Origin of the sequence: Rhodococcus triatomae, assembly GCF_014217785.1 — a bacterium.
Lineage (GTDB): Bacteria > Actinomycetota > Actinomycetes > Mycobacteriales > Mycobacteriaceae > Rhodococcus_F > Rhodococcus_F triatomae.
Map to the genome: position 1 here is coordinate 3,246,526 of NZ_CP048814.1, position 23,782 is coordinate 3,270,307.

Annotated in this window: 19 protein-coding genes and 2 CRISPR repeat arrays; of the genes, 6 read left to right on the forward strand and 13 right to left on the reverse strand. The window is 66.0% G+C overall.

Annotation, left to right across the window (positions count from 1 at the left end; all coding sequences use genetic code 11):
• Positions 1 to 151: 151 nt before the first annotated feature.
• Positions 152 to 1,517: a CRISPR direct-repeat array (repeat unit 36 nt; unit sequence GTCGCACCTCCTTCGGGAGGTGCCCTTCATTGAGGC).
• Between the two features lie 101 nt (positions 1,518 to 1,618).
• From G4H71_RS15360 to G4H71_RS15370, 3 genes are all read left to right on the forward strand, one after another.
• Positions 1,619 to 2,020, forward strand: a complete 402-nt coding sequence (locus tag G4H71_RS15360; RefSeq protein WP_083343071.1) for a hypothetical protein — start codon at positions 1,619 to 1,621, stop codon at positions 2,018 to 2,020.
• A gap of 44 nt (positions 2,021 to 2,064) precedes the next feature.
• Positions 2,065 to 2,556: a DUF3558 family protein gene (locus G4H71_RS15365; RefSeq protein WP_246442945.1), complete on the forward strand. Its 492-nt coding sequence runs from the start codon at positions 2,065 to 2,067 to the stop codon at positions 2,554 to 2,556.
• A 286-nt stretch (positions 2,557 to 2,842) separates the two neighbouring features.
• A complete protein-coding gene (locus tag G4H71_RS15370) occupies positions 2,843 to 3,334 on the forward strand; it encodes a DUF3558 family protein (protein ID WP_246442945.1) in 492 nt (163 codons plus the stop codon).
• 100 nt (positions 3,335 to 3,434) lie between these two features.
• Here G4H71_RS15370 and G4H71_RS15375 read toward each other — a convergent pair whose 3' ends face one another.
• The 7 genes from G4H71_RS15375 to G4H71_RS15405 all read right to left on the reverse strand — a co-directional run bounded on the left by G4H71_RS15375 (position 3,435) and on the right by G4H71_RS15405 (position 9,699).
• Complete coding sequence (locus G4H71_RS15375; protein WP_083343074.1) at positions 3,435 to 4,247, reverse strand: hypothetical protein; 813 nt, start codon at positions 4,245 to 4,247, stop codon at positions 3,435 to 3,437.
• A 35-nt stretch (positions 4,248 to 4,282) separates the two neighbouring features.
• Positions 4,283 to 5,095 carry a hypothetical protein gene (locus G4H71_RS15380; RefSeq protein WP_185284894.1) on the reverse strand — a complete coding sequence of 271 codons (813 nt, stop codon included), beginning with the start codon at positions 5,093 to 5,095 and terminating at the stop codon, positions 4,283 to 4,285.
• Positions 5,076 to 7,382, reverse strand: coding sequence for a TPR repeat domain-containing protein (locus G4H71_RS15385; RefSeq protein ID WP_072740103.1), 2,307 nt, complete (start codon positions 7,380 to 7,382; stop codon positions 5,076 to 5,078). The genes G4H71_RS15380 and G4H71_RS15385 overlap by 20 nt, the downstream gene beginning before the upstream one ends.
• Positions 7,379 to 7,723 carry a hypothetical protein gene (locus tag G4H71_RS15390; RefSeq protein ID WP_072740102.1) on the reverse strand — a complete coding sequence of 115 codons (345 nt, stop codon included), beginning with the start codon at positions 7,721 to 7,723 and terminating at the stop codon, positions 7,379 to 7,381. Before G4H71_RS15390 ends, G4H71_RS15385 begins: the two co-directional genes overlap by 4 nt.
• 71 nt (positions 7,724 to 7,794) lie before the next feature.
• The gene (locus G4H71_RS15395; protein ID WP_083343075.1) at positions 7,795 to 8,373 is read right to left on the reverse strand and encodes a DUF3558 domain-containing protein; all 579 of its coding nucleotides are present in this window, start codon (positions 8,371 to 8,373) and stop codon (positions 7,795 to 7,797) included.
• 166 nt (positions 8,374 to 8,539) lie between these two features.
• Entirely contained in the window at positions 8,540 to 8,992 is a 453-nt protein-coding gene (locus tag G4H71_RS15400; RefSeq protein ID WP_072740101.1) for an Rv1352/Rv1906c domain-containing protein, read from the reverse strand.
• 38 nt (positions 8,993 to 9,030) lie between these two features.
• Positions 9,031 to 9,699, reverse strand: coding sequence for a DUF4352 domain-containing protein (locus G4H71_RS15405; RefSeq protein ID WP_139183249.1), 669 nt, complete (start codon positions 9,697 to 9,699; stop codon positions 9,031 to 9,033).
• 288 nt (positions 9,700 to 9,987) lie between these two features.
• On the opposite strand from G4H71_RS15405, the gene G4H71_RS15410 reads away from it, so the two are divergent.
• Entirely contained in the window at positions 9,988 to 13,176 is a 3,189-nt protein-coding gene (locus G4H71_RS15410; protein ID WP_072740099.1) for a type I restriction endonuclease subunit R, read from the forward strand.
• Between the two features lie 132 nt (positions 13,177 to 13,308).
• Positions 13,309 to 14,613: an AAA family ATPase gene (locus G4H71_RS15415; RefSeq protein ID WP_072740098.1), complete on the forward strand. Its 1,305-nt coding sequence runs from the start codon at positions 13,309 to 13,311 to the stop codon at positions 14,611 to 14,613.
• Between the two features lie 143 nt (positions 14,614 to 14,756).
• Here G4H71_RS15415 and G4H71_RS15420 read toward each other — a convergent pair whose 3' ends face one another.
• From G4H71_RS15420 to G4H71_RS15440, 5 genes are all read right to left on the reverse strand, one after another.
• Entirely contained in the window at positions 14,757 to 15,314 is a 558-nt protein-coding gene (locus G4H71_RS15420; protein WP_072740097.1) for a DUF3558 family protein, read from the reverse strand.
• A 142-nt stretch (positions 15,315 to 15,456) separates the two neighbouring features.
• Positions 15,457 to 16,011, reverse strand: a complete 555-nt coding sequence (locus G4H71_RS15425) for a DUF3558 family protein (RefSeq protein ID WP_072740096.1) — start codon at positions 16,009 to 16,011, stop codon at positions 15,457 to 15,459.
• Complete coding sequence (locus tag G4H71_RS15430) at positions 16,008 to 16,424, reverse strand: hypothetical protein (protein WP_072740095.1); 417 nt, start codon at positions 16,422 to 16,424, stop codon at positions 16,008 to 16,010. Before G4H71_RS15430 ends, G4H71_RS15425 begins: the two co-directional genes overlap by 4 nt.
• A 149-nt stretch (positions 16,425 to 16,573) precedes the next feature.
• Positions 16,574 to 18,606: a CRISPR direct-repeat array (repeat unit 36 nt; unit sequence GCCTCAATGAAGGGCAGCTCCCGAAGGAGCTGCGAC).
• Between the two features lie 292 nt (positions 18,607 to 18,898).
• Positions 18,899 to 19,642 carry an SDR family NAD(P)-dependent oxidoreductase gene (locus G4H71_RS15435; protein WP_072740094.1) on the reverse strand — a complete coding sequence of 248 codons (744 nt, stop codon included), beginning with the start codon at positions 19,640 to 19,642 and terminating at the stop codon, positions 18,899 to 18,901.
• Between the two features lie 16 nt (positions 19,643 to 19,658).
• Entirely contained in the window at positions 19,659 to 20,615 is a 957-nt protein-coding gene (locus G4H71_RS15440) for a TauD/TfdA dioxygenase family protein (RefSeq protein WP_072740093.1), read from the reverse strand.
• 358 nt (positions 20,616 to 20,973) lie between these two features.
• Between G4H71_RS15440 and G4H71_RS15445 the strand changes: the two genes are divergently transcribed.
• The gene (locus tag G4H71_RS15445) at positions 20,974 to 22,251 is read left to right on the forward strand and encodes an ROK family protein (protein WP_072740092.1); all 1,278 of its coding nucleotides are present in this window, start codon (positions 20,974 to 20,976) and stop codon (positions 22,249 to 22,251) included.
• A 65-nt stretch (positions 22,252 to 22,316) separates the two neighbouring features.
• On the opposite strand, the gene G4H71_RS15450 is transcribed toward G4H71_RS15445, so the two are convergent.
• Positions 22,317 to 23,768, reverse strand: a complete 1,452-nt coding sequence (locus tag G4H71_RS15450) for an MFS transporter (RefSeq protein WP_246442122.1) — start codon at positions 23,766 to 23,768, stop codon at positions 22,317 to 22,319.
• Between the last annotated feature and the right edge of the window lie 14 nt (positions 23,769 to 23,782).

A 23,782-nucleotide genomic window follows, 5' to 3' on the forward strand; every position in this document is an offset into this window, starting at 1 on the left:
TTCCTGGGGAGCGCTCGCGTGATGTTTCCGCAGGTAGAGGCCATGTTCGTGCCGAAGAGTAGCCTTGAAGCCCTCAATCGGGGTGCTGAAAGCGGAGTGCTCGCGGGGAGGGTGCTCCGATGCTGGTCAGAGGGGGTAAATTTAGGGTGCTGTCGCACCTCCTTCGGGAGGTGCCCTTCATTGAGGCGTCGGTCGCATCGTCCGGGTTCGGTCGCGGCACGCCGTCGTCGCACCTCCTTCGGGAGGTGCCCTTCATTGAGGCTGAGCCGACGGACGAGAGTGCGCACCCGCTCGGAATCCAGGTCGCACCTCCTTCGGGAGGTGCCCTTCATTGAGGCCGACACGGCCGCCGTCGGGTCCCTCGCCGCCGAGACGGTCGCACCTCCTTCGGGAGGTGCCCTTCATTGAGGCTCTCGAAGAGTTGGCCGCGGCCCTCGGCGACGACCCGAAGTCGCACCTCCTTCGGGAGGTGCCCTTCATTGAGGCGGTCGTCGGGTCACGTACGGAGGAGCCGAACCCGGTCGCACCTCCTTCGGGAGGTGCCCTTCATTGAGGCGGCATGCCGACGTATCTGCCCGGCGGCCAGGTCGTGGGTCGCACCTCCTTCGGGAGGTGCCCTTCATTGAGGCCAAAAAAATGCCCCCTGTCGGGATGGGGTGCCACGGCCGTCGCACCTCCTTCGGGAGGTGCCCTTCATTGAGGCTTCGATGACCCTGCCCGACTTCGCGATGGAGCACCTGGGGTCGCACCTCCTTCGGGAGGTGCCCTTCATTGAGGCTCGCCGGACGCCTCGGCCTCGAGCATCGCCGACACACGTCGCACCTCCTTCGGGAGGTGCCCTTCATTGAGGCCCGCAGCCCCGCACCGGACGCCGCCCCCATGCTCACCGAGTCGCACCTCCTTCGGGAGGTGCCCTTCATTGAGGCTGCTCTCCCGCTTCGGCCGGGCGAGGCGACTGGCAGCAGGTCGCACCTCCTTCGGGAGGTGCCCTTCATTGAGGCTCGAGGAACCGCAGCCGGAGGCGGTGGACGTCCCGGGTCGCACCTCCTTCGGGAGGTGCCCTTCATTGAGGCACCATGGGAGCGCTCCGGCAGGCGTTCATCTACGCCGGTGGTCGCACCTCCTTCGGGAGGTGCCCTTCATTGAGGCGGCGAAACCGTCGCCGACGCCAACGCCGACATGAAGAAGTCGCACCTCCTTCGGGAGGTGCCCTTCATTGAGGCGAATGGTCAAAGTCGTTCGCGGCCATGCAGCGTCACGGTCGCACCTCCTTCGGGAGGTGCCCTTCATTGAGGCACAGCTCCGGCGTCGTACATCGTGTACGACACGCCGCGGTCGCACCTCCTTCGGGAGGTGCCCTTCATTGAGGCGAGCAGCCCGTCCTCGTCGTGCGAGGCGGGCCGGACGAGGGTCGCACCTCCTTCGGGAGGTGCCCTTCATTGAGGCGGCGAGCACATGCTGCACCACTTCGACGACCACGCGTCGCACCTCCTTCGGGAGGTGCCCTTCATTGAGCGGAGCGGCCCGCTTGACGCGGCTCGACGTCGATAGCGGGAGGTTCTGGTTGTCCTTGGTTTGGTAGTTTTGACGGGCATTGGCGGTGGGACGAGTGGGGGATATGACCGAATCTGGTGAGGATTGGAAGGCGTTTGCGGAGTCGTGTGCTGCGCACGCGTTCTCGATCGAGCGTGATGGGCTTGTGCGGCTGGTTGCGCTGTGTGATCAGCATGCGGCGGACATGCAGCGGTTCGCGGATCGTGCGAAGGTTGAGCTGTACGTCAACACGTTGGGTATCGGGGAATCTGAGCTCGAGTCCGCCCGTACGTTGACGGCGAAGTTTCAGGACAAGGCGATCGGTGGTGGCAGCATCGCGCACGAGTCGAGTGCGGTGGGGGTGTTCGAGGCGCACCGTGATTGGGCTCGGGCGATGGGTGACAGTTTCCGGGCGGCGTTGCGGCGGTATGAGGAGCAGGATGCGGTGAATGCGGCTGGTTACGGGCAGTGGGGAGATTCGCTGTGAGACAGACTTTTCCCTCGCTGGTGGCGATAGCGGGTGTTGTGTTGGTGGGGTGTTCGTCGGGTTCGGGGGCACCGGAGCCGACTGCTACTGCTGGCCCGGTGTCGTGGCAGCCGTGTGACGAGATCTCGCCTGAGGCACTGGCGGCTGCAGGTTTGAGGTTCGACGGTGACGACGGTTCGAGACTTGCTCGCGCCGATCCGCAGTCCTTCGGCTGCATCTTCTCCTCGGACCCACCGTGGACAGCGCCGAATGTGACCGTGTCGGGGTGGTCGATGACCGTTGACGAGGCGGTGAAGGGTGAGGTGCTGGCGGAGTCCGAGCTCGGGGGACGGCGGATGATCGCGACCGATGACACGAATTCGCGGTCGTGTGTCGTGGTGATCGAGCTTCCTCCCGGCGTCATCACCCTCCAGGTGGGCTGGACCCCGAATCCGTCCGAGTCGATCAAGGATGCGGCGAGTGCGGTAGAGGCATGTGAGTATGCGACGGGCTATGCGGAAGGGTTGGCGCCGGCGTTCCCGGATCGGCTGGGTTAGCCGCACCGTTTCGTGAGGTGTGGTTGGTGGAGGTGACACCTCGGTCCTCAGCCACCGGCGCGGAGGACCGGTCGAGCTGCATGAGCGGGCGGTGCGAATGGTCGCCGAGGTGCGTGGCGAACACTCGTCGGTGTGGGCGGCGATCGAGTCGACGGCGAAGCTTCCGGGCGGCGTTGCGGCGGTATGAGGAGCAGGATGCGGTGAATGCGGCTGGTTACGGGCAGTGGGGAGATTCGCTGTGAGACAGGCTGTGTCCTCGCTGGTGGCGATTGCGGGTGTTGTGTTGGTGGGGTGTTCGTCGGGTTCGGGGGCACCGGAGCCGACTGCTACTGCTGGCCCGGTGTCGTGGCAGCCGTGTGACGAGATCTCGCCTGAGGCACTGGCGGCTGCAGGTTTGAGGTTCGACGGTGACGACGGTTCGAGACTTGCTCGCGCCGATCCGCAGTCCTTCGGCTGCATCTTCTCCTCGGACCCACCGTGGACAGCGCCGAATGTGACCGTGTCGGGGTGGTCGATGACCGTTGACGAGGCGGTGAAGGGTGAGGTGCTGGCGGAGTCCGAGCTCGGGGGACGGCGGATGATCGCGACCGATGACACGAATTCGCGGTCGTGTGTCGTGGTGATCGAGCTTCCTCCCGGCGTCATCACCCTCCAGGTGGGCTGGACCCCGAATCCGTCCGAGTCGATCAAGGATGCGGCGAGTGCGGTAGAGGCATGTGAGTATGCGACGGGCTATGCGGAAGGGTTGGCGCCGGCGTTCCCGGATCGGCTGGGTTAGCCGCACCGTTTCGTGAGGTGTGGTTGGTTGAGGTGACACCCGGACCTCCGCCACCAGCGCAGACACCGGTCGCAGTTCGCGACGGAAGACCCGGTGAAGGCTACTGATTCTCCGTGGGTCCGATCCACTCGGGGTATTGGAGGGCGACGGGTTGGGTGGGTGGAGTCCAGCCGTCGGGGGCGTTGAGAATGTTGAGTTCGGTTCTGTGTTCGAACTCTGGGAATCGTGAGGACCACCAGGGCAGGCAGGATTCGGGGATGGTGTGGTCCGGGCTTACCGGGATGAGTCGGAGTGTCTGGATTCTCCAGTCGCCGAATACATTCCATCCGGGAGGGTTCTGTGCGTCCGGGTCGGAGGTTGCGGGATCGCTGTCGGGCGTGCCTGCAGCGCCGTAGTTTCCGCCAGGTGCGAGTAGTAGCTCGACGCGAGTGGCTCGGCTGAGCGGGTTGAACAGGGTGTTGTCTCCCTCGGCGAACAGTTGGTAGCTGCAGACGTTGGCTGTGATGCGGTCATGGTCGACCTCGAGGTCTACGAGGTGGCGGTACAAGGTAACTGGACGTTGACGCACGTCTATCGGACTATTCCACGCAGCACCTCTGTCGAAGTGATCGTCAGTGGTTTCCCGTGGTCCTCCCACGGCTTCGGAGTAGCCGGGGAAGGAGTTGTCGATCCCGAAGCGGTAGGTCATTTCGGCGCCTTCGATGCTGGCGCGGATCAGTTCGGCCTCGCGGCTGAACAGGTCGGTGCCCGGTTCTGTGGACCAGACGTGGCTGTGTACCAACTCTGGCGGGGGCGGGCTGTGCTCGGCGGGCGGCTCGTCGGTGTCGTTGGTGCACGCGGTGGCAACGAGGAGAATCGTGGCCACCACCGCGATGGCTTGCACAGCGTGGTGCGCGGGGCGGCTACCGCTCATTGCGGACACGGTTGTACTCGCTTTCGTGTGAGGGCCTACTGATTCTCCGTGGGTCCGATCCACTCGGGGTATTGGAGGGCGACGGGTTGGGTGGGTGGAGCCCAGCCGTCGGGGGCGTTGAGAATGTTGAGTTCGGTTCTGCGTTCGAACTCGGGGAATCGTGAGGACCACCAGGGCAGGCAGGATTCGGGGATGGTGTGGTCCGGGCTTACCGGGATGAGTCGGAGTGTCTGGATTCTCCAGTCGCCGAATACATTCCATCCGGGAGGGTTCTGTGCGTCCGGGTCGGAGGTTGCGGGATCGCCGTCGGGCGGGCCCGCAGCGCCGTAGTTTCCGCCAGATGGAAGGTCCAACTCAACGTGAATCGCTTCGCTCAAGGGGTTGAACATGCGGTCTTCCCGGTCCGCGAATAGTCGGTAGCCGCAGACGCTGGCCGTGATGCGATTGTCGACGACCTCGAGGTCGACGAGGTGCCGGAAGAACGTGACAGGAATCGGTGCAACATCCACCGGATACTTCCATCTCGCCGATCGGTGGAAGCGGTCGTCAGTGGTTTCCCGTGGTCCTCCCACGGCTTCGGAGTAGCCGGGGAAGGAGTTGTCGATCCCGAACAGCAGCGTCATTTCGGCGCCTTCGATGCTGGCGCGGACCAGTTCGGCTTCGCGGCTGAACAGGTCGGTGCCCGGTTCTGTGGACCAGGCGTGACTGTGCACCAGTTCTGGCGGGTTGGGTTCGGCGGGCGGCTCGGTGTCGTTGGTGCATGCGGTGGCACCGAGGAGGATCGTGGCCACCACCGCGATGGCTTGCACAGCGTGGCGCGCGGGGCGGCTACCGCTCATTGCGGACACGGTTGTACTCGCTTTCCAGGGTGAGCACGGAGTGGTTTCCCAAGCCGGAGAACATCGTTGCGTATCCACTGCCGACAAGACTGAGACTGTCGAGCGACTCATCTTGCACTTCGTGATACTGGCGAAGGCTCCCGTCCACGTCGAAGGCCCACGGATGCGCCTCTCGGTAACTTTCCGGAAGTTCCGGCGATTGCATCAGGATTGCGTGATAGTGCGCCGAGTAGTCAGGGGTCTGGACGACCGCGGTAGGTGCCTCTCCGGGGCGGGTGCCGATGAGGGAGTCCTTCAACGAATCGCCGCTGAGCCCGACCATCTGGTTGATGTACTCACCGCCGGGGAGCTTGCCGATCCCGAGGGTTCCCAGCCCCGTCAACGCCTCGTAGGCACTCGATTTCCGGTCATACACGGCCTGGGCCCGATCGGCGTCGTTGTCGTATCGGCTCTGCAGTGCGTTCTCGGCTCCGGAGTCGACCAGGGCCATGAGTTTGCCGGCCGTCGCGAGGTGGCTGCCGGAGTTGGGTCCGGCCGGCTCGGCCGCGTACATGCCTTCCTGTGCCAGGATCTCGCCCATTGCCGCGCTGTTGAACAGGGCACCGGCCTGCTCGTCCGTGTTCAGGAGCGAGACCACTCGGACGGAACCCGCCATCGTGCTGTTGCTGTGGGGATCGGCCCACCGGGTCACCTCGCCGTCCTCGCCTCGTCGTGCGAGGTCGAAGCCCGGCCGGTCGGCCGGATCGGCACCGGCCAGGTCGGACGCGTAGGGGCTCATGCTTTCCGAAACAGTCCGCAGTAGTTCGGGGTTGAGATCGCCGACGGACTGTCCACCGGATTCCGGGACGTTCGACATGAGCTGCCAGGCCTGGTCTGTGCTGACGGATTCGGCGACGGCGGACATGATTTCGCCGGTGCGAGTGGCACGGGCGACGTCGCGGGGATCGTCGGGGTTCTCCACGAAGGCGTCTGCATCGTCGAACCGGAACAGCGTGGAGGCCGCCGATCCGTCGTCGGTCCAGTTCTTGGTGAACAGATCGGAGACGAAGTCCTTCCCGTGGTCCGGGTCGGTGAAGGCCTGTTGAACGGCGATCTTGTCGTCCCCGACGGCAGCGAAGATCTCCTCGGTGACGGCCGGGTTCTCGCCGCCTCTGCCGTCGACGGTGAAGTACTCGAACTTGTGGTCGGGATTCTGTTCGTGCGCGACTTGCGCATCCAGATACTGGCGACCCACCTCCATCAGGCCGGTATTCAGGTCGCTGCCGGCCTTGTAGTCGCTGTCCGCGGCTCCGGCGATACGGGCGACGGCCTGATTGTCGGCCACACCGTTGAGTTCGACACTCGGAAGTGGGTAGCCGCTGCCGATCTTCATCTCGCGCACAACAAGATCGTCACGTTCCAGCGATTGGCGAATCTGATCGGGGAGCAGTTCTATTCCACCATGTGTGGGGACCTCGGCATCACCCTCCACCGATGCGGTGATGTTCGGGTTGGACACGAGTTGAAGCGAGTTCGCCAATCCCGTCCGGGCATCCGGCGGGAGCTGTTCGAAGATCTCCTCGATCTCGCTGGGGCTCTTGCCGTCGAGAGATCGGCTGATCTGGTTCAGGTACTCCATGTGTGAGGCGGGCACCGTTGTTGCGGCTCCCTCGGAGAGGGAGCTGAGTTGTTCGGGACTCAATTCCCCGGCTTCGACCAGGCGTTGAACTGCTTCCGGGCTGAGGTCGCCAGGGTTGTTCGTGAGAGCAGCGGCATCGGACCTGCCCTGATCGGCGCCGAGAGTGGCGGCCGAGGTGAACGTCGCGCGGAGCCCGTCCCGGGCCGCAGCCAGGTCGGCACGCACCGCCTCGTCCGCCCGCGCCGCATCCTGGGCGGCAGTACGAATGTATTCCTGCCATTCGGCTCGGGCGGTGTCCCGTTCGGGGGAGGGGCCGTGGACGAGGTCCGTGACCGACAATTCGTCCGAGACGCTGAACTGCTCGGCCTCAGCTTCCATGATCGCGGTGCGGGCACGCGACAACGGCGCCTCCACCTCGTGGAAACCCTGCCGCGCGCGGTCCGCGAGGGCCTCGAGTGCATCGACGACGACCACGGCGGTCTTCCGATCGGCATTCGCGCGATTCTGCGCGGCCTCGGCTGTGGCACCTTCCCAATACGAGTCGCCCACCCGTGTCACTGCATCGACGTAGCGGGTGAACAGGTCCTCGACCGTGGTGCCCACGTGTATCCAGGCGTCGGCGACGTCGGAGAGTGTAGCGGGGTTCCAGGCGTTGATCTGGCTGCGGGTGAGCGTCATCGCCGATTCTCCTCGGCGCTCCATTCGCCGGTGGCCGCGGTGTAGGTGGCGGCCAACGCGTCGGCGTTGCTCGCATCCTGGTTCCGGTACTGCTCGGCGACGTTTGTCATGATCTCGCCGGTCTCGCCGAGCCGTTCCTCGATAGCGGCCACGAGCGCCCCGTCCACCAGGTCGCCGGAGATGCTCGACGCCTCGAGCACGGACGGCATCATGCCGCCCGGCGTGCTCAGATAGGGCCCAGCAGCGGGGCCGGTGCGCACCGCGGACGCCTCGGCAGCAAGATCATGCAGTATCGAACTCAGCCGTGTGAGTTCGTCCAGGTCAGCAGAAAATGGCGTCATGAGATCCCCCCCTAGAGATTGCCGACGCTCGTCACTCTAGCAAGCTGGTATCGAGGCGCCGTCGATGCGGGCTACGCCCCTTCGGGCAGGTAGCGCAGGAAGATGCGCATCATGTCCTCGATCCCGTCGCACCACTGGTCGCGGGGCGGATGGGAGTCGAAGATATTCCTGGTGACAACGATGTAGCCGAACTCGGTCTCGACATTGAGCGCGCACGCAGGCGAGCTGTTGACACTCGGGAGGAGGGCGGCTCGACGGCCGTCCAGAGTGAGCTCCTGAACCTGGCCGGTGCCGGCTTCCTTGGCGATGTACTCGTCGAGCATCGAGTTCGTGGAGAGTATGTTGACTCCGACCACGCGGCGGGTGATGTACGTGCACCCCAGGAAGGTGCGATCGTCGCCCGGAAAGTCCTGCTCACTCTTGCTCAGGGGGTCGAGTCCAGCTTCCTCGATTGCGGATTCGGGGATATCGAGGCATGGATCGTAGGTGACCAGCGGTCGGTCGCTCTGATCGGTGAACCGAGGTGCTCGGGTGGTCGACTCGGCCCCAGTCGCTGCGGGATCGGCTGGGTCGGAGTCGCCCTGTCCACATGCTGCCACGAATGCGGCCGCGAGGAGCAGGACGAGGACAGAGCGAATTCTTACCTTCACCTGGAAATCTCTCCCGCGATTGCGTTGATTGCGGCGTTGACCGCGCTGTCCTGGTCAGCGTAGGCATCCCCGCCTGCTTCGAACGCATCACGCATGGCCTGGACCGCAGGGACCGAAGTGGACGACCACTCCGGGCGCCCCACCTGCGCGGGACACCCGGAGAGGCTCAAGACGCCGCGGCGGAACCGGTGAGGAGCAAACCCGCCACGAGGGGCAGGACCGAACTGCCGACGACGGCGCTCCCGACGACAGCGGAACCGATGACCGGGCCGGTGAAGTCGGGGGCCGGGACGTCGCCGATCCTGGTCCAGGTGCCGCAGTCCTCGGAGCGGAACGCGTAGTCGGACGGCAGGATCGTGACCACGACGCGACCGGAGTGGGTGTAGTCGTTGGCGAGGATCTCGTCGAAATTGCCGCTGGTCCCGGAGCGCCGTTCCCAATAGCAGCCCATGTGTTCGTCGACCTGACCCGAACCTGCGTACTGGCCGGGCGCGATGTCCGTACCGACGAGATAGGTGCCGTCACCGAAGGTGGGTGACGCCGCTGCAGATCCGACTGTGGCGATCGTCGCGCACACTGCTGCGGTCGTCGTGGCCGCAGCGGCGAGGTACTTGTTCATAGCTGTCTCCTGATGAAAGTTGTAGGGGAGAAACAAGATCAGCGGAGTGCGACGCGGGTTCCGCCGGAGAACATGGAGTCGTGGAGTTCGATTTCGGCGGGGATCGCGTCGACGGGCATGTCGAACACGACCTGCATCGTGACGGTGTTTCCGGGGTTGATCCGGTCCCACACCGCGACGTCGGAACCGAGGCTGATGCCCGCCATCGTGTTGGCGGTGAACGTGCGTCCCGCCTCGTCGTACAGGTCCTGGTCGCTCGGACTCAGACCCTTCGGTTCGCCGGAGATGTTGTGCACCGTCATCGTGACGACGACGAACTGGCCCTGCGCCTTCTCGATGAGGTACGGGTTGTCCCCGACCTGCGCGAGTCCCGTCTGCACATCGGTGACGACGAACTCGAACTTGCCGTCACGAACCGGGGTGTGCAGCCCCGGCGCGGCGGGGCCGGGCTGCGGATCGGCGACGACGGGAGCGGCGTCCGCGGGGGCCGCAGGAGCCGCAGCGTCCGCGGGAGCCGGATCGCTGGCGGTGCGCGGAGTGTCGTCGGAATCCCCGCCGCCGGCGATCGCCGAGACGATCACCAGTGCCGCGAGCGTGCCGACCACCCACGGCCACTTCTTGCGTTTGCGCGACGGAGTCGGCTGCGGGACGGCGCCCGGCTGAGGCGTCCACGGCTGCTGGGGCATCTGCCCCGGGGGCTGGGTCATGACGGTCTCGATTCGTCGATAGGGGATGAGTAGAGGAGTGATCGGACTCTCCTCGGTCGAAGTGATGGGACATATGGTGCAACGGGGGCGGAAACTGCGGAAACGATTACCTCGATAAAGGGGGTTATCGATGATCTCCGGATAGTTCCGTAATCAAAGGGCTAGTTTTGTGCACGACCACTCGCGGAGCGGAAACACGAATCTCCGAGGATTCCCGACCCGTCCCGGGCGCCGACGCCGTCCGCCACGGTAGAACTATCCGCAGGTGCGGGACAGGAAGGCATACAGATGAGCGCGAACAACCGGTTCGGTGAGGACGATTGGGAGCAGCTCGCTCTCGATGAGCTCGGTGAGCTGGGATGGCGGCCGGTCTCCGGTACCCAGATCGCTCCCGGGCAGGGAGAACGCGAATCCTGGGCCGAACTGGTCATTCCGTCCCGGCTGTCGACGGCCCTCGCCCGCTTGAATCCCGCCCTTCCGGTTACGGTCCTCGAGGACGTGGTCAAGGAGGTCACGGCCGCTCGGTCGAGTGACGCGTGCGCCGAGAACGAGCTCGCGCATCGCCACCTCACCGAGGGGGTGCGGACCGTCAGCTATCTGGACGAACGGGGTGCGGAAGTCACCCCGACGGTGCGGCTGCTGTCCATGGTCCCGGACGACAACGACTGGCTGGCCGTCAGCCAGGTGACGGTGATTCGCGGTGACCACGAGCGCCGGTTCGATATCGTGCTGTACCTGAACGGACTGCCGGTGAGCATCATCGAGCTGAAGCGGGCCGGCGACCGGTATGCGACTGTGGCCGACGCACACGCGCAGATGCAGACCTACGTGCGCGAGTTCCCGTCGGCGTTCCGGTTCGTCGACTTCGTGATGCTCTCCGACGGTGTCACCACCCGATACGGAACGCCCTTCACGTCGTACAACCATTTCTCGCCGTGGAATGTCGACGAGCACGGCGTGCCGGTCGCGGCACCCTACGACGGTGACCACACTCCGCTGGGTATTGCGTTGCGCGGTCTGTACTTTCAGGAGAGGTTCCTGCAGCTGCAGCGGGACTTCACTGCGTTCGACCAGAGCGAGAAGGGGCTGGTCAAACGCATCGCCAAGCCGCACCAGTACTTTGCCGTGGTCAAGGCGGTCCGTTCGACCATCGCCGCGGTGTACAGCCACGGTCGGGCAGGGGTCGTCTGGCACACCCAGGGGTCGGGCAAGTCGATGGAGATGGAGCTGTACGCCAACAAGGTGATTCGGCACCCGAAACTCGCCAACCCGACGATTGTGGTCATCACGGACCGCAACGAATTGGACGGGCAGTTGTACGAGACGTTTGCGCGATCTCAGCTGTTACCGGAACAGTCGAAGCAGATTCGCAAGCGGGAAGAGCTTCGGCGGGAACTCTCCGGCCGTACCACCGGAGGGATCTACTTCACCACACTCCAGAAGTTCGGACGCAGCAAGGCCGAGCGTGAGGCCGGCGAAGGGCACCCGCTGCTGTCGAACCGCCGGAACATCATCGTCATCGTCGACGAGGCGCATCGCAGTCACTACGACAACCTCGACGGCTACGCCCGCCACCTGGCCGACGCGCTGCCCCACGCGACCCTCATCGCCTTCACCGGCACACCGGTCTCCACCGCGGACCGTGATACCCGCGCGGTGTTCGGCGCCGACATCGACGTCTACGACCTCACCCGGGCTGTCGAGGACGGTGCGACGGTGCCCGTTGTCTTCGAAAGCCGCTTGGTCAAGGTCGTCTTCGCCGAAGGCGTGACCGAGGACGACCTGGACGCCACTGCTGACGAACTCACTCTCGGTCTCGACGACACCGAACGCGACCGGATCGAGAAGAGCGTCGCCGTCGTCAACGCCGTCTACGGCACGCCGGACCGTCTGCGGCTGCTGGCCGAGGACATTGTCGGGCACTGGGAGCGTCGGCGCCGGGCAATGAGTCCGTTCATCAACTCGGAAGAGCATCCGTTCACGCCGGGGAAGGCTTTGATCGTCGGTGCCACCCGTGAGATCTGCGCGAACCTCTACAACGCGATCGTGGCTCTGCGTCCCGACTGGCATTCGGAGGACCTCGATGCGGGACGTATCAAGGTCGTGTACTCGGGCGGACCTGCCGATCCCGCCCCGATCAGCGATCACGTCCGCCGGGATTCGGCGAATGCGTCGATCAAGAAGCGGCTCAAGGATATCGATGACGAACTCGAGCTCGTGATCGTCAAGGACATGATGCTCACCGGGTTCGACAGTCCGCCGCTGCACACGCTGTATCTGGACCGTCCGCTGAAGGGGGCGCTGCTGATGCAGACACTCGCGAGGGTCAATCGCACGTTCCGCAACAAGCAGGACGGGCTCCTGGTGGCCTACGCGCCGATCGCGGAGCCGCTCGCCGAGGCATTGCGTGAGTACACCGAATCGGACCAGAAATCGAAGCCGATCGGGCGGGACGTCGAAGGAGCGGTGGATGCGGTCAAGGACCTCGTCACGATTCTCGACGGACTGCTGTACGGCACCGACTGGCGGACCAAGATCGCGGCGCCGAGTAGGCGTGCATTCCTCGACGCAGTGTTCTCGGCGGTCGACTTCTTGCGGGATCCGAAGAATCCGGCCAACACCGTCGCTGAAGGCGAAAAAACCCTCGCCGAGAGGTACCGCACCTATTCGTCGCAGTTGTCCCGGGTCTGGGCGCTTGCAGGTGGGCGCCCGGAGTTGAAGGCGCTGGTGCTGCCCGCACAGTTCTTCGAAGAGGTGCGGGTGTACATGGCCAAGTTCGACGCGGAGGAACGGCAGGCCAGTGGCAAAGCGGTGCCGGAGGACGTGCAGCGGGCCCTGCGGCAGCTGATGGCGGCCTCGGTGGAGGCGGACGACGTCGTCGACATCTACCAGGCGGCGGGAATGCCGAAACCGTCCCTGGCGGAATTGAACAACGACTTCGTGGCCAAGGCGCAGAAGGCGATCAACCCGAACCTGGCGATCGAGGCGTTGCGGGCGCTGATCGCCGCGGAATCCCGAAAGGCTGTCCGGCACAATGTGGTGCGCCTGCGATCGTTCTCGGATCGTCTGCAGGACTTGATGAGCAAGTACACCAACAGCCAGCTGACATCGGCGGAGGTGATTGCCGCGCTGGTCGAGATGGCGGCCGAGGTCTCGCACGAATCGGACCGCGGGCTGCGATTCGATCCCCCGCTCGACGAAAAGGAGCTTGCCTTCTACGACGCGGTCGCCCAGAATCCGTCGGCGGTCGAGATCAGGGGAGAAGACATCCTCGCTCAGATCGCCAGGGAACTCGTGCTCGTCATGCGACGCGACGCCACCACCGACTGGACCGTCCGCGAAGACGTCAAGGCACGGTTGAGGTCCCGGGTTCGGCGCCTGCTGGCGCGCTACAAGTACCCGCCGGATGCTCAGCCCGAAGCGATCAAGCTCGTCATCGAGCAGATGGAGACGCTGGCGGCGACAGCACACGAATGAATAGTTCCGGCGTGGTCCGTGTCGTCGAACTCCCTTGTGCACAGATGGTGGCGTGAGTACTCTCGTACTCTTCGCCCTTCGCCGGGTGGAGTCTCCACGCGCTCACCGTGGTATCTCAGTGAGCAGGAAGACATGACAACAGATTTCGTACAGTCTCTCGAGGAGCACCTCGCTTCCGAGCCCGATACCGTTCGCCGCGCCATCGAGGTGATCGGTCAGATCCTCACCGGTGCGGGCGGTCGGCGAGACACCGCCGAGTCGTTCGTCTCACGCAGCCTGGCTGCACCTCTACACGAACTGGCTACTCACGAAGTCGATCTCACCGCTACCACCGAGCTGACCGTCGGTGCCGTGCTGGCCGATCTGATCGAGAGTCATCGACCGCTCACGGGGCCGGGCGAGCTCGACGACCCGCCCTCCTGGCGCAAGCTCGAGCTCGGCGGTTCGGCGGTGTCGATCCCGACATCGATTTCCGCGGCGTTTCCTGCGGGATCGCTCGCGCCGGTCGACCTCGTGGTGCGGGTGAGCGAGTCCTACCAGCACGATCGCAGTGTCCTTCGCGTCTATGCGCGCGCCGACGATCGACGTCATGCGGCGGCGGTCGCCGACACGATCACGCGGCGGGCCGACACCGAACGCAACTTCCTGCGTGGTCGCGTCCTGCTGGCGTCGTGTGGTTCTGTGCTTCGGTTGGAACTCGGGAGTCTCTGTGAGGTGGACCGTTGCGGTCTCGTTCTCCCGGACGAGGTGTGGCGTGAACTCGACACCAATATCGCGGCCGTGACGTCACGGGCGGAGTTGATGCGCAGTCTCGGGCTGGGTACCCGGCGCGGCATCTTGTTGGCCGGGCCGCCCGGTGTCGGTAAGAGTGCGGTGACGCGCACGATCGCGGCCGAGTTGCTCGGCGCGTTCACCGTGATCGTGGTCGACGCCGATGCCGGGGCGTCCCGATTACGGGAGATCTACCGGGAAACACGCAAGCTCGGTCCCACGGTCGTCATTCTCGACGACATCGATCTCTATATCGGTAACCGTTCGCGAGGTTCGGGCGGGCCTTCTCTGGCCGGCCTGCTCGCGGTTCTGGACGGGGTCGAGAAGTACGACGACGTTCTCACTCTGGCGACGACGAACGATCCCGGTGCCCTCGACAGTGCGGCAACGCGTGCGTCCCGGTTCGATTCTGTCGTGCATCTCGGCTATCCCGGTCGTGAGTCCGCGGTGCGGATTCTCGAGGTGTTCACCCGGCCCTTGGGTGTGGAGATCGATTGCGGTGCGGTGCTCGAAGGGCTCGATGGTGATGTTTCGGGTGCGGATCTGCGGGACATGGTGAGCCGTGCGGTTCTCGAGCACGGGTCGGAACTGACCACAGCCAGTTTCCGGGAGGTTGTGCGGGCAGGTCGGTGGAAGGTCGCCGAACTGACCGGCCAGTATCTGTAGCGGCGACGCGCTGGTTGGTTCCGATCGAGTGGTAGCCGCTGATCTGCGATCCGCGGACGTTGTGTGCACCGTGCTCTCGAAGGTTCGGGGGCGCGGTGTGCAGTATGTCCGCGGTTTCGGGGCGTTGTCTGTGTTGGTGCGGGTTAGAGCCGGTCGGGGAGGTGGGGTGCGAGTGCGGTGAGGATGCGTTCGGCTTCGCTGCAGGCTTGTTCGGGTGTGGTGACGTCTTCGTCGGGGCGGTCTGAGGTGGGGGAGTAGGTGACGGAGAGTTGGAAGATTCCGGGTTCGATGTCCATGGTGGCGAAGCAGTTGGAGCCGCCGGTGAATTCGGCGATGGACACGTCGCGTCCGTTGATGGTGGTGCGGTTGTATTCGACGAGTCGTTCGTCGGCGAGAACGCTCTCGAAGGTCATTCCTCTGGCCGCGAACGTTGCTCCGTAGCCGGGGTTCCAATGAGCAACGGAGCATTCGTTGGAGATGGGATTCTGCCGCTCGGTCCGGTGGTGATTCGCTACCGAGAAACCAACTTCTTCGAGCGCGTCGAAAGGGAGGTCGTCGCAGGGGTGGTAGGTGATCGGGATCGGTGCCGCGCTGGTGGTTGTGGCGGTGGGCGAGTCGGTATCGGTGCCGCAGGCGGTGAGCGAGACGGCGGCGAGGAGGCCGAGTCTGCCGACGGCAGCGAGGGTGCGCGAGTGGGTCACTGGTTGGTTCCGATCGAGTGGTAGCCGCCGAGGTTCGTGATCCGCGGACGTTGTGTGCACCGTGCTCTCGAAGGTTCGGGGGCGCGGTGTGCAGTATGTCCGCGGATTCTGGGGTAGTGGGTGCCGTCGGTGTTCGTGCGGGCTAGAGCCGGTCGGGGAGGTGGGGTGCGAGTGCGGTGAGGATGCGTTCGGCTTCACCGCAGGCTTGTTCGGGTGTGGTGACGTCTTCGTCGGGGCGATCCGACGTGGGGGAGTAGGTGACGGAGAGTTGGAAGATTCCGGGTTCGATGTCCATGGTGGCGAAGCAGTTGGAGCCGCCGGTGAATTCGGCGATGGACACGTCGCGTCCGTTGATGGTGGTGCGGTTGTATTCGACGAGTCGTTCGTCGGCGAGGACGCTGTCGAAGGTCATTCCTCTGGCGGAGAAGGTGGCGCCGTAGCCGGGGTCGATGTGGGCGAAGGTGCACCCGTGTGAGATCGGGTTCTGTCGGTCGGTGCGGTCGTGCTCGAGGTCGAACCCGACCTGTGCGAGTGCGTCGAAGGAGAGGTCGTCGCAGGGGTGGTAGGTGATCGGGATCGGTGCCGTGCTGGTGGTTGTGGCGGTGGGCGAGTCGGTATCGGTGCCGCAGGCGGTGAGTGCGGTGACGGTGAGGAGGCCGAGTGCGCCGACGGCGGCGAGGGTGCGCGAGTGGGTCACTGGTTGGTTCCGATCGAGTGGTAGCCGTCGGCGGACTGGGAGTCGGTGGCGAGGTAGGCGTCGAGTACTGCCTGGAGCGAATCGCGGAGATCGCGTGCGTACTTGATGTGCGCTTGGAGGTAGCCGACGGCGGAGCTCTCGTCTGCGATTTGGCCGCCACCGCGGGCTTTGTGCTGGAATTTCTGCACGATCAGCCTCGAGGTCTCGATGTCTGCTTCACCGATTCCGAGGGTCTCGTAGTAGAGCTCGTCGCTCGCTCGGTCCTGTAATCGCTGGAGCTTGCGGATGTAGTCGTCGCAGTAGTTGATGCACTCGCGCATCTTGTCCGGGTCGAGGCTGAGTTGGCCGCTGCCGATGGCTGCGGCGGAAAATGCCTGCCAGCTCCCCGGCGCGGGTGCGTCGCTTGCGCTCATGGTTGTGCTCCCTCCCTGTACGGCTGACGGCCGCTGCACGTCGGCCGAACTCCCCGGCGCGCACCATACCAGCAGGGGCCTGGATCATTGACTGCGCGAAGGCCTGCTGTGTGGGGCGAGGGCCGTTGGTGCCGACGAGGATCGATGCTGCCTCAATGAAGGGCAGCTCCGGCAGGAGCTGCGACCGGCCTGCGGATCCGACCACGGGTCCACTGCCTCGAGGATGCCTCAATGAAGGGCAGCTCCCGAAGGAGCTGCGACACCTCCTGCACGAGTGTGCCGTCCGCGTCGGTGTACGGGCCTCAATGAAGGGCAGCTCCCGAAGGAGCTGCGACTCGGCGGCGTGGAGCTCGGCCTCGACGTCGGACCACTCGCCTCAATGAAGGGCAGCTCCCGAAGGAGCTGCGACACTCGTCATGATGATGATTCCGCGGCTGCCGTAGTGGCTGCCTCAATGAAGGGCAGCTCCCGAAGGAGCTGCGACATCGCAGTGGGCTTCATCGTGTGGGCGATGTGGCGGCCTCAATGAAGGGCAGCTCCCGAAGGAGCTGCGACCGAACACCGGGCCGTTACTCTTGTACGCTCCGTTGACGCCTCAATGAAGGGCAGCTCCCGAAGGAGCTGCGACCCTGGGCAGAGAACCTCGCTGTCGTCGTCGGCGTACCGGCCTCAATGAAGGGCAGCTCCCGAAGGAGCTGCGACGCCGATCGCTACTGCGGTAGCTCACTCGGCGCGTCGGGCCTCAATGAAGGGCAGCTCCCGAAGGAGCTGCGACACCCGGCCGGCCCCCAAGTCCACAACATCGCGTCCGAGCCTCAATGAAGGGCAGCTCCCGAAGGAGCTGCGACCCGACGCACGGAGCTCCGGCAGCGCCGCCTCGAGCGCCTCAATGAAGGGCAGCTCCCGAAGGAGCTGCGACCGCCGAGAAGCTGGGGAAGGACTGGTGGAAGTGAAGCAGCCTCAATGAAGGGCAGCTCCCGAAGGAGCTGCGACCCAGTCACCAGACGGCGACCGGCGACGCGGCTTGCGGGGCCTCAATGAAGGGCAGCTCCCGAAGGAGCTGCGACCGGATTCGGCCGTTGCCGGACAGGATGGCCTGCCCTCCAGCCTCAATGAAGGGCAGCTCCCGAAGGAGCTGCGACGCAGTCATGAGGGATTCATACCAGACGAATCGGACAGCCGCCTCAATGAAGGGCAGCTCCCGAAGGAGCTGCGACGGTCGACGAGCGACTCACCTAGCGCCCGGCTGATCTCGCCTCAATGAAGGGCAGCTCCCGAAGGAGCTGCGACCGGAAGTAGCCTTCGCCGCGGCGGGCGGGATCGACGCCTCAATGAAGGGCAGCTCCCGAAGGAGCTGCGACGACGAGTTGTTCGAGCATCACCTCGGCGTTCTCGCGGCCTCAATGAAGGGCAGCTCCCGAAGGAGCTGCGACTTCGGCCACCCCACACGCCATCACGGAACCGGTGCTCTTCCGCGCCTCAATGAAGGGCAGCTCCCGAAGGAGCTGCGACTGCGGTCCTGCTGCCCGCGTGCACGACCGCCCGACTCATGCCTCAATGAAGGGCAGCTCCCGAAGGAGCTGCGACGACTGTTCGCGTAATTGCGTGGGTGTCACCTGGTAGTGCCTCAATGAAGGGCAGCTCCCGAAGGAGCTGCGACATCGCGTTCATCGCGAACCTGGACCTGTGCGCGATGCCTCAATGAAGGGCAGCTCCCGAAGGAGCTGCGACACGCCAGCCGGAGCGGTCGCTGTGGACGTCCCATGCGGTGCCTCAATGAAGGGCAGCTCCCGAAGGAGCTGCGACGTCGAGAACAAGTTTCGCTACGGCGCCGCCGCCCCCGTCGGCCTCAATGAAGGGCAGCTCCCGAAGGAGCTGCGACATCGGCCTCCACGCGCATGCAGCACTGGGGGCAAATTCCGAGCCTCAATGAAGGGCAGCTCCCGAAGGAGCTGCGACGGTGCGGGCTCTACGGCCTTAACCCTGCACGACTTGGGGGCCTCAATGAAGGGCAGCTCCCGAAGGAGCTGCGACTCGGCACCGTGGTCGGCCTCGGTGCGGCCCTCGACGGCCTCAATGAAGGGCAGCTCCCGAAGGAGCTGCGACTCGACCCGGTGCGATGTCTCATCGCCACCCGCACGGAGGTGCCTCAATGAAGGGCAGCTCCCGAAGGAGCTGCGACAGCGCCTCAAATTTACCCCCTCTGACCAGCGGCGGAACACCCCTCCCGCGAGCGCTCCGCTTCCGAGTGCTGAAATCCGAGGGCCACAATGGGGTGGACGACGCGTACGCGCTCTCTACCTGCGGAAACGAGGCGCGAGCGCTCCCCGGGGATTTGTGCACTGACGGAGCGCTCGCAAAGGGGTTCTCCTGGGCTCGCTGTCGTCGAGGGAACCGTGCCACTCGAGGGAAGTCCCCGGCTCTTCTCCGACACTGATGCCGAGCAGTCTTGAGTCGGTGGAACCGGCTGTCGCTCAATGCCGGTGGAACCGGCCCGGATCGGCTTGATCGCGCGGCTTGACGATGATCTGGTCCAGGTTGACGTGCGGCGGCCGGGACGCGACGAATCCGATGATCTCGGCGATGTCGTCCGCGACCAGCGGGTCGATCCCCTCGTACACCTTGTCGGCGCGATCCTGGTCGCCGTCGAAGCGAACCAGGGAGAACTCCGTCTCCACCGCGCCCGGCGCGATCTCGGTGAGCCGCACCGGCTTACCGAGAAGCTCCCCGCGCAGGGTGCGATGGAGGACGGCCTGGGCGTGCTTGGCCGACGTGTACCCGGAGCCGTTGTCGTAGGCGGAGAACGCCGCCACGGAGGTGACCGTGACGATCAGTCCGTCTCCGGAATCGATCAACTTGGGCAGTAGGGCCTTGGTGACCCGCAGCGTGCCCAGCACGTTCGTCTCCCACATCCAGCGCCAGTCGTCGAGGTCCGCCTCGAGCACCGTGGCCAGCCCCTTGGCGCCACCCGCGTTGTTCACCAGCACGTCCACCCGCGGCAGCACCGCGCCGAGAGCCGCCACCGAGTCCTCGTCGGTGACGTCCAGTTCGATGGCGGTGCCGCCGATCTCGTCGGCGAGCTTCTCGAGACGGTCCAGCCGGCGGGCGCCGACCACGACGTGGAAGCCCTGCTCGGCGAGGGTGCGGGCGGTGGCTTCGCCGATTCCCGAGCTGGCTCCGGTGACGACGGCGATACGGGTGTCCGGTGCAATGGTCATGGCGACGATCGTAGGCTCAGACACCTACCGGCTCGTCGATCACCGAGTACTCGCTCGCGTCGCCGGCGATCGAACGGCTCTGCTCACCGTTCACGCTCACCGGGACGTCGCCGGCGAGGGTGATCCGGTGCAGCCGGCGGTGCTGGTCGTCGTAGTCCGCGACCGCGTAGTGCTGGGTGGCACGGTTGTCCCAGATCGCGACGTCACCGGGCTGCCAGCTCCACCGGGTGGTGTACTCGAGCGAGACGGCATGGTCCTGGAGGACCTTGAACAGTGCCTGGGACTGTGAGCTGCTGAGGCCCACCAGGCTCTTCACGAAGTGGCCCAGCAGCAGGGTGCGCTCGCCGGTCTCGGGATGCACGCGCACGACGGGGTGCTCGGTCTCGAAGTAGGTGGACTGGAACTCGGCGCGGTACTCGCTGGTCTTCGCGTCCGTGGCGCGTTCGGCGCTCGTCGCCGCGTAGTCGTAGACATTGGTGTGTGTGGCCCACAGGTTCTCGGCGAGCAGCCGGAGCGGCTCGGGGAGCGCGTTGTAGGCCGCGACCCCGGACGCCCACGTGGTGGTGCCGCCGTACGAGGGCAGCTCGATCGCGCGCAGGATCGATGCCTTCGGGATTCGGTCGACGAAGGTGACGTCGGTGTGCCAGCTGTTGGCCTTGCCGAAATCGGAGTCGATCGGCAGCACGCGGGTGCCCCGGGAGGTGACGGTCGGGTGTGCGGTGGTGGGGCTGCCGAGCAACTCGGCGAACGCGTACTGCTCGTCGTCGGTCAGGTGATCTTGACCATGGAAGAACACCACCTTGTGGGTGAGCAGCGCAGTGCGAATCGACGACACGACCTGCTCGTCGAGGTTGCCGGACAGACGGACTCCGTCGATCCGGGCACCGATGTGCGCGCCGAGCTTGACCACGCTCGGGGTGGTCACGGGGGTGGCGGACGTCGTGGCGGGTGCTGCGGCGAGTGATGCGGACATCGTCGGCCTTTCACGGAAAGGGGCAGTGGGGATCCCCGCCACCGCATCACGCAGGAGGCGGCTCCCGGAAGCGTTCGGCTCAGCCCGATCCCAACACCGCACGGCGTCTGCGATTGGAGGCATCCGGGAAAGCTGCTATTTTCATGGCATGCCCTCGAGTCGGCCCACCCAACTGCGCGTCACCTATGTGACTGCTGCGCTGGGTTCTCGGCTGCCTTTGGCGCGGGAACTGTGTTGTCCCCGCACCTTCTGCAGCTGACCTGCGCTGCCGTCCCCTCCACCCGAAGTTCGCCTCCGGCGACACGTGGTCTCGTAGGGATGCGGAGCGCTCCGCATCGACAATTCGAGGACGACACCCGTGTCCGTACCCACTCTTTCGCCCGCACTCTCCAACTCCGCACGCCCCGGGACGGCCTCCCGCACCGCCCGAGGTGCCCGATCGCGACCGGTCATCGTCGCGCCGGAACTGGGGCTGAGTGACACCCCGGCGGCCGCCGTGTTCCGGGTCGCGCGTGCCCGAGGCCCCATTGCCAGGGACGCCGCGGCCAAGGCCACGGGGTTGAGCATCGCCACCGTCAATCGTCAAGTGTCCGCGCTGCTGGACATCGGTGTCCTGCGCGAACGCGCCGACCTCGCCCCGTCGGGGGCGGTCGGCCGGCCCCGTGTCCCGTTCGAGGTCGATCACGACCCGTACCTGACCGTGGGAATCCACATCGGTGCCGTCGTGACCAGCATCATCGCCAGCGACATCCGAGGGAAGGTGCTCGGCGCCGTCGAGGTGCCCACACCGCGGTCGCCCGCACCGGAGGCACTGGCCTCGATCGCCCGCAGCGCCAGGGCCTTCGCCTCCCGCTGGCATCGACGTCGCCCCCTGTGGGCCGGGGTCGCGATCGGCGGCCGGGTCGACACCCGCACCGGCGTGGTCGATCACCCGCGCCTGGGATGGTCCGAGGCGCAGGTCGGCGCCGTCGTCGCCGCGGGGCTCGGTCTGCCGGTGTCCGTGGCGCCCCACGTCGAGGCCATGGCGGCCTCGGAACTGCTGCTCACCCCCGATCAGGTGGACACCACCACCGGTCCCGGTGACACCGGGCTGTACTTCTACGCCCGGGAGACCGCGGGCATCGCGATCACGATCGGAGGGCGGGTGCACACCCCGTCGAACGGTCCCGGATCCATCGCGCACCTGCCGACCGGGTCGTCGTCGCAGTGCTCGTGCGGATCCACCGGCTGCCTCGAGGCCACGGTCAGCGACCGGGCGGTGCTCACCGCCGCGGTCGATGCCGGAATCCTCGACGGCACCCCGTCGATGACGGCGCTGGTCAAGGCGGCTGCCGACGGCTCGGTGCCGGCACACGACCTGCTCGTGGACCGGGCTCGCGTCCTCGGCCGGACGGTGGCGATCCTGCGTGACCTGTTCAACCCCGATCGGGTGATCCTGGGCGGGCAGGCGTTCACCGCATACGAGGCCGGAATCCCGCACGTCGCATCCGCTTTCGCGCAGGCGTCCTCGCTCGAACGCAAGGACATCCGGATCACCGGGTTCGGCAACCGCGTGCAGGAGTACGCATCCACCGTGGTGTCGCTGAGCGGCGTCTTCTCCGATCCCGTGTCGGCCATGCGGCGGGCGTCGGCCTGACCGGTCGACCACCGAGCGCGGCCCCTCCCCACATTCAGGGGAGGGGCCGCGCTCGTCTCGGGAGGTCAGTCGACCGGCGTGAACTCACGCTCGCGCAGCGGAACCCGCGTGTAGCTGTGGGTGGGGCGCGGTCGGCGGCCGAGGAACAGCAGGGCGACGAGCGCGGCCAGCGCGAACCCGGCGGCGACGAGGATCGTCGGCCCGGTCGCGGTGCCGGAGGGGTCGCTGCGCTGGAGCGGTCCGTACACCGTCATCAGCACGGCGAGGCCGAGCGCCCCGCCCACCTGGATGCCCGTCTGCATGAGGCCGGACGCCGCGCCGGTGTCCTCCGCGGGCGCGTTCTGCACCACGAGCGCACTCAGTGGCACGAACGCGAGGCCCGCTCCCACGCCCAGCACCAGTGACGGCCCCAGGATCGACGCCGCGTAGGAGCTCGCGGGTCCGAGCAGGGACATCCAGACGAGCCCGACGACGAACAGGGCGATCGCCGAGGTCAACGTGCGCTGCGGGCCGAACCGATCGACGACGCGGGCCGTCACGCCCGAGACGACGAGCCCGAGATTCACGAGCATGAACGGCAGGAAGGCCAGCCCGGTGGTGAGGGAGTCGTAGCCCTTGACGTCGTGCAGGAAGAGCACGACGAAGGTGAACATCCCGATCATGGCGCCGGGGATGAGCAGGATCGCCACGTAGGGCGCGAGCTTGGCGCGGCTGTCGAGGATGCGGGGAGGTAGCAGCGGCTGCCCGGCGCGTCGTTCCACGAGGACGAAGGCGATCAGTCCGGCGGCGCCGAGTGCGAACGCGACGAGGGCACCGGGATCGGTCCAGGCGTGTTCGGCGGCGCGGATGAATCCGTAGACCAGTGCCGTCATCCCCACCGTCGATGTGACCGCGCCCGCCACGTCGAATCGTCCTCGTACCCGGGCGCCTTCGGCGACGGTGAACGGGACGGCGAGAAGGATGGCGAGTCCGATCGGCACGTTGACGAACATGACCCAGTGCCAGGAGAGCCGGGTGGTGAGGATGCCGCCGAGGAGGAGACCCAGCGCCCCGCCCGAGGCGGCACCGATGGAGAACCACGAGATCGCGCGCGTGCGTCCCGGCCCCGGCGGGAAGTTCTGTGCGATGAGCCCGAGTGCGGTGGGCGCTGCCAGGGCGGCGCCGACGCCCTGTGCGATGCGGGCCGCCAACAGCATCCATCCCTCGGTGGCGAATCCGCCGAGCAGTGACGCCACCGTGAAGACCGCCGTGCCCACCAGCAGTGCGCGTCGTCGCCCGATCACGTCGCCGATCCTGCCTCCGAGCAGGAGCAGGCCGCCCACGGAGAGGGCATAGGCGTTCATCACCCAGGACTGGTCGACGGGGGTGAAGCCGAGATCGTTCCGGATCTCGGGCAATGCGATCGTGACGATGGTGCCGTCGAGCACGATCATGAGCTGGCTGGCGACGATGAACGCCAACCCGAACCAGGTCCGCCGGGACACGGTGTCCGCGGCGGCAGTGGGGGCGGTGGTCACGGCGGTGCTCCTCG

What these genes read in the sequence shown, in the direction of transcription:
- G4H71_RS15360 (WP_083343071.1), top strand. Translation starts at nt 1,619, where the DNA reads ATGACCGAATCTGGTGAGGATTGGAAGGCGTTTGCGGAGTCGTGTGCT.
- G4H71_RS15375 (WP_083343074.1), bottom strand. Translation starts at nt 4,247, where the DNA reads ATGAGCGGTAGCCGCCCCGCGCACCACGCTGTGCAAGCCATCGCGGTG.
- G4H71_RS15385 (WP_072740103.1), bottom strand. Translation starts at nt 7,382, where the DNA reads ATGACGCTCACCCGCAGCCAGATCAACGCCTGGAACCCCGCTACACTC.
- G4H71_RS15390 (WP_072740102.1), bottom strand. Translation starts at nt 7,723, where the DNA reads ATGACGCCATTTTCTGCTGACCTGGACGAACTCACACGGCTGAGTTCG.
- G4H71_RS15400 (WP_072740101.1), bottom strand. Translation starts at nt 8,992, where the DNA reads ATGAACAAGTACCTCGCCGCTGCGGCCACGACGACCGCAGCAGTGTGC.
- G4H71_RS15405 (WP_139183249.1), bottom strand. Translation starts at nt 9,699, where the DNA reads ATGACCCAGCCCCCGGGGCAGATGCCCCAGCAGCCGTGGACGCCTCAG.
- G4H71_RS15410 (WP_072740099.1), top strand. Translation starts at nt 9,988, where the DNA reads ATGAGCGCGAACAACCGGTTCGGTGAGGACGATTGGGAGCAGCTCGCT.
- G4H71_RS15415 (WP_072740098.1), top strand. Translation starts at nt 13,309, where the DNA reads ATGACAACAGATTTCGTACAGTCTCTCGAGGAGCACCTCGCTTCCGAG.
- G4H71_RS15430 (WP_072740095.1), bottom strand. Translation starts at nt 16,424, where the DNA reads ATGAGCGCAAGCGACGCACCCGCGCCGGGGAGCTGGCAGGCATTTTCC.
- G4H71_RS15435 (WP_072740094.1), bottom strand. Translation starts at nt 19,642, where the DNA reads ATGACCATTGCACCGGACACCCGTATCGCCGTCGTCACCGGAGCCAGC.
- G4H71_RS15440 (WP_072740093.1), bottom strand. Translation starts at nt 20,615, where the DNA reads ATGTCCGCATCACTCGCCGCAGCACCCGCCACGACGTCCGCCACCCCC.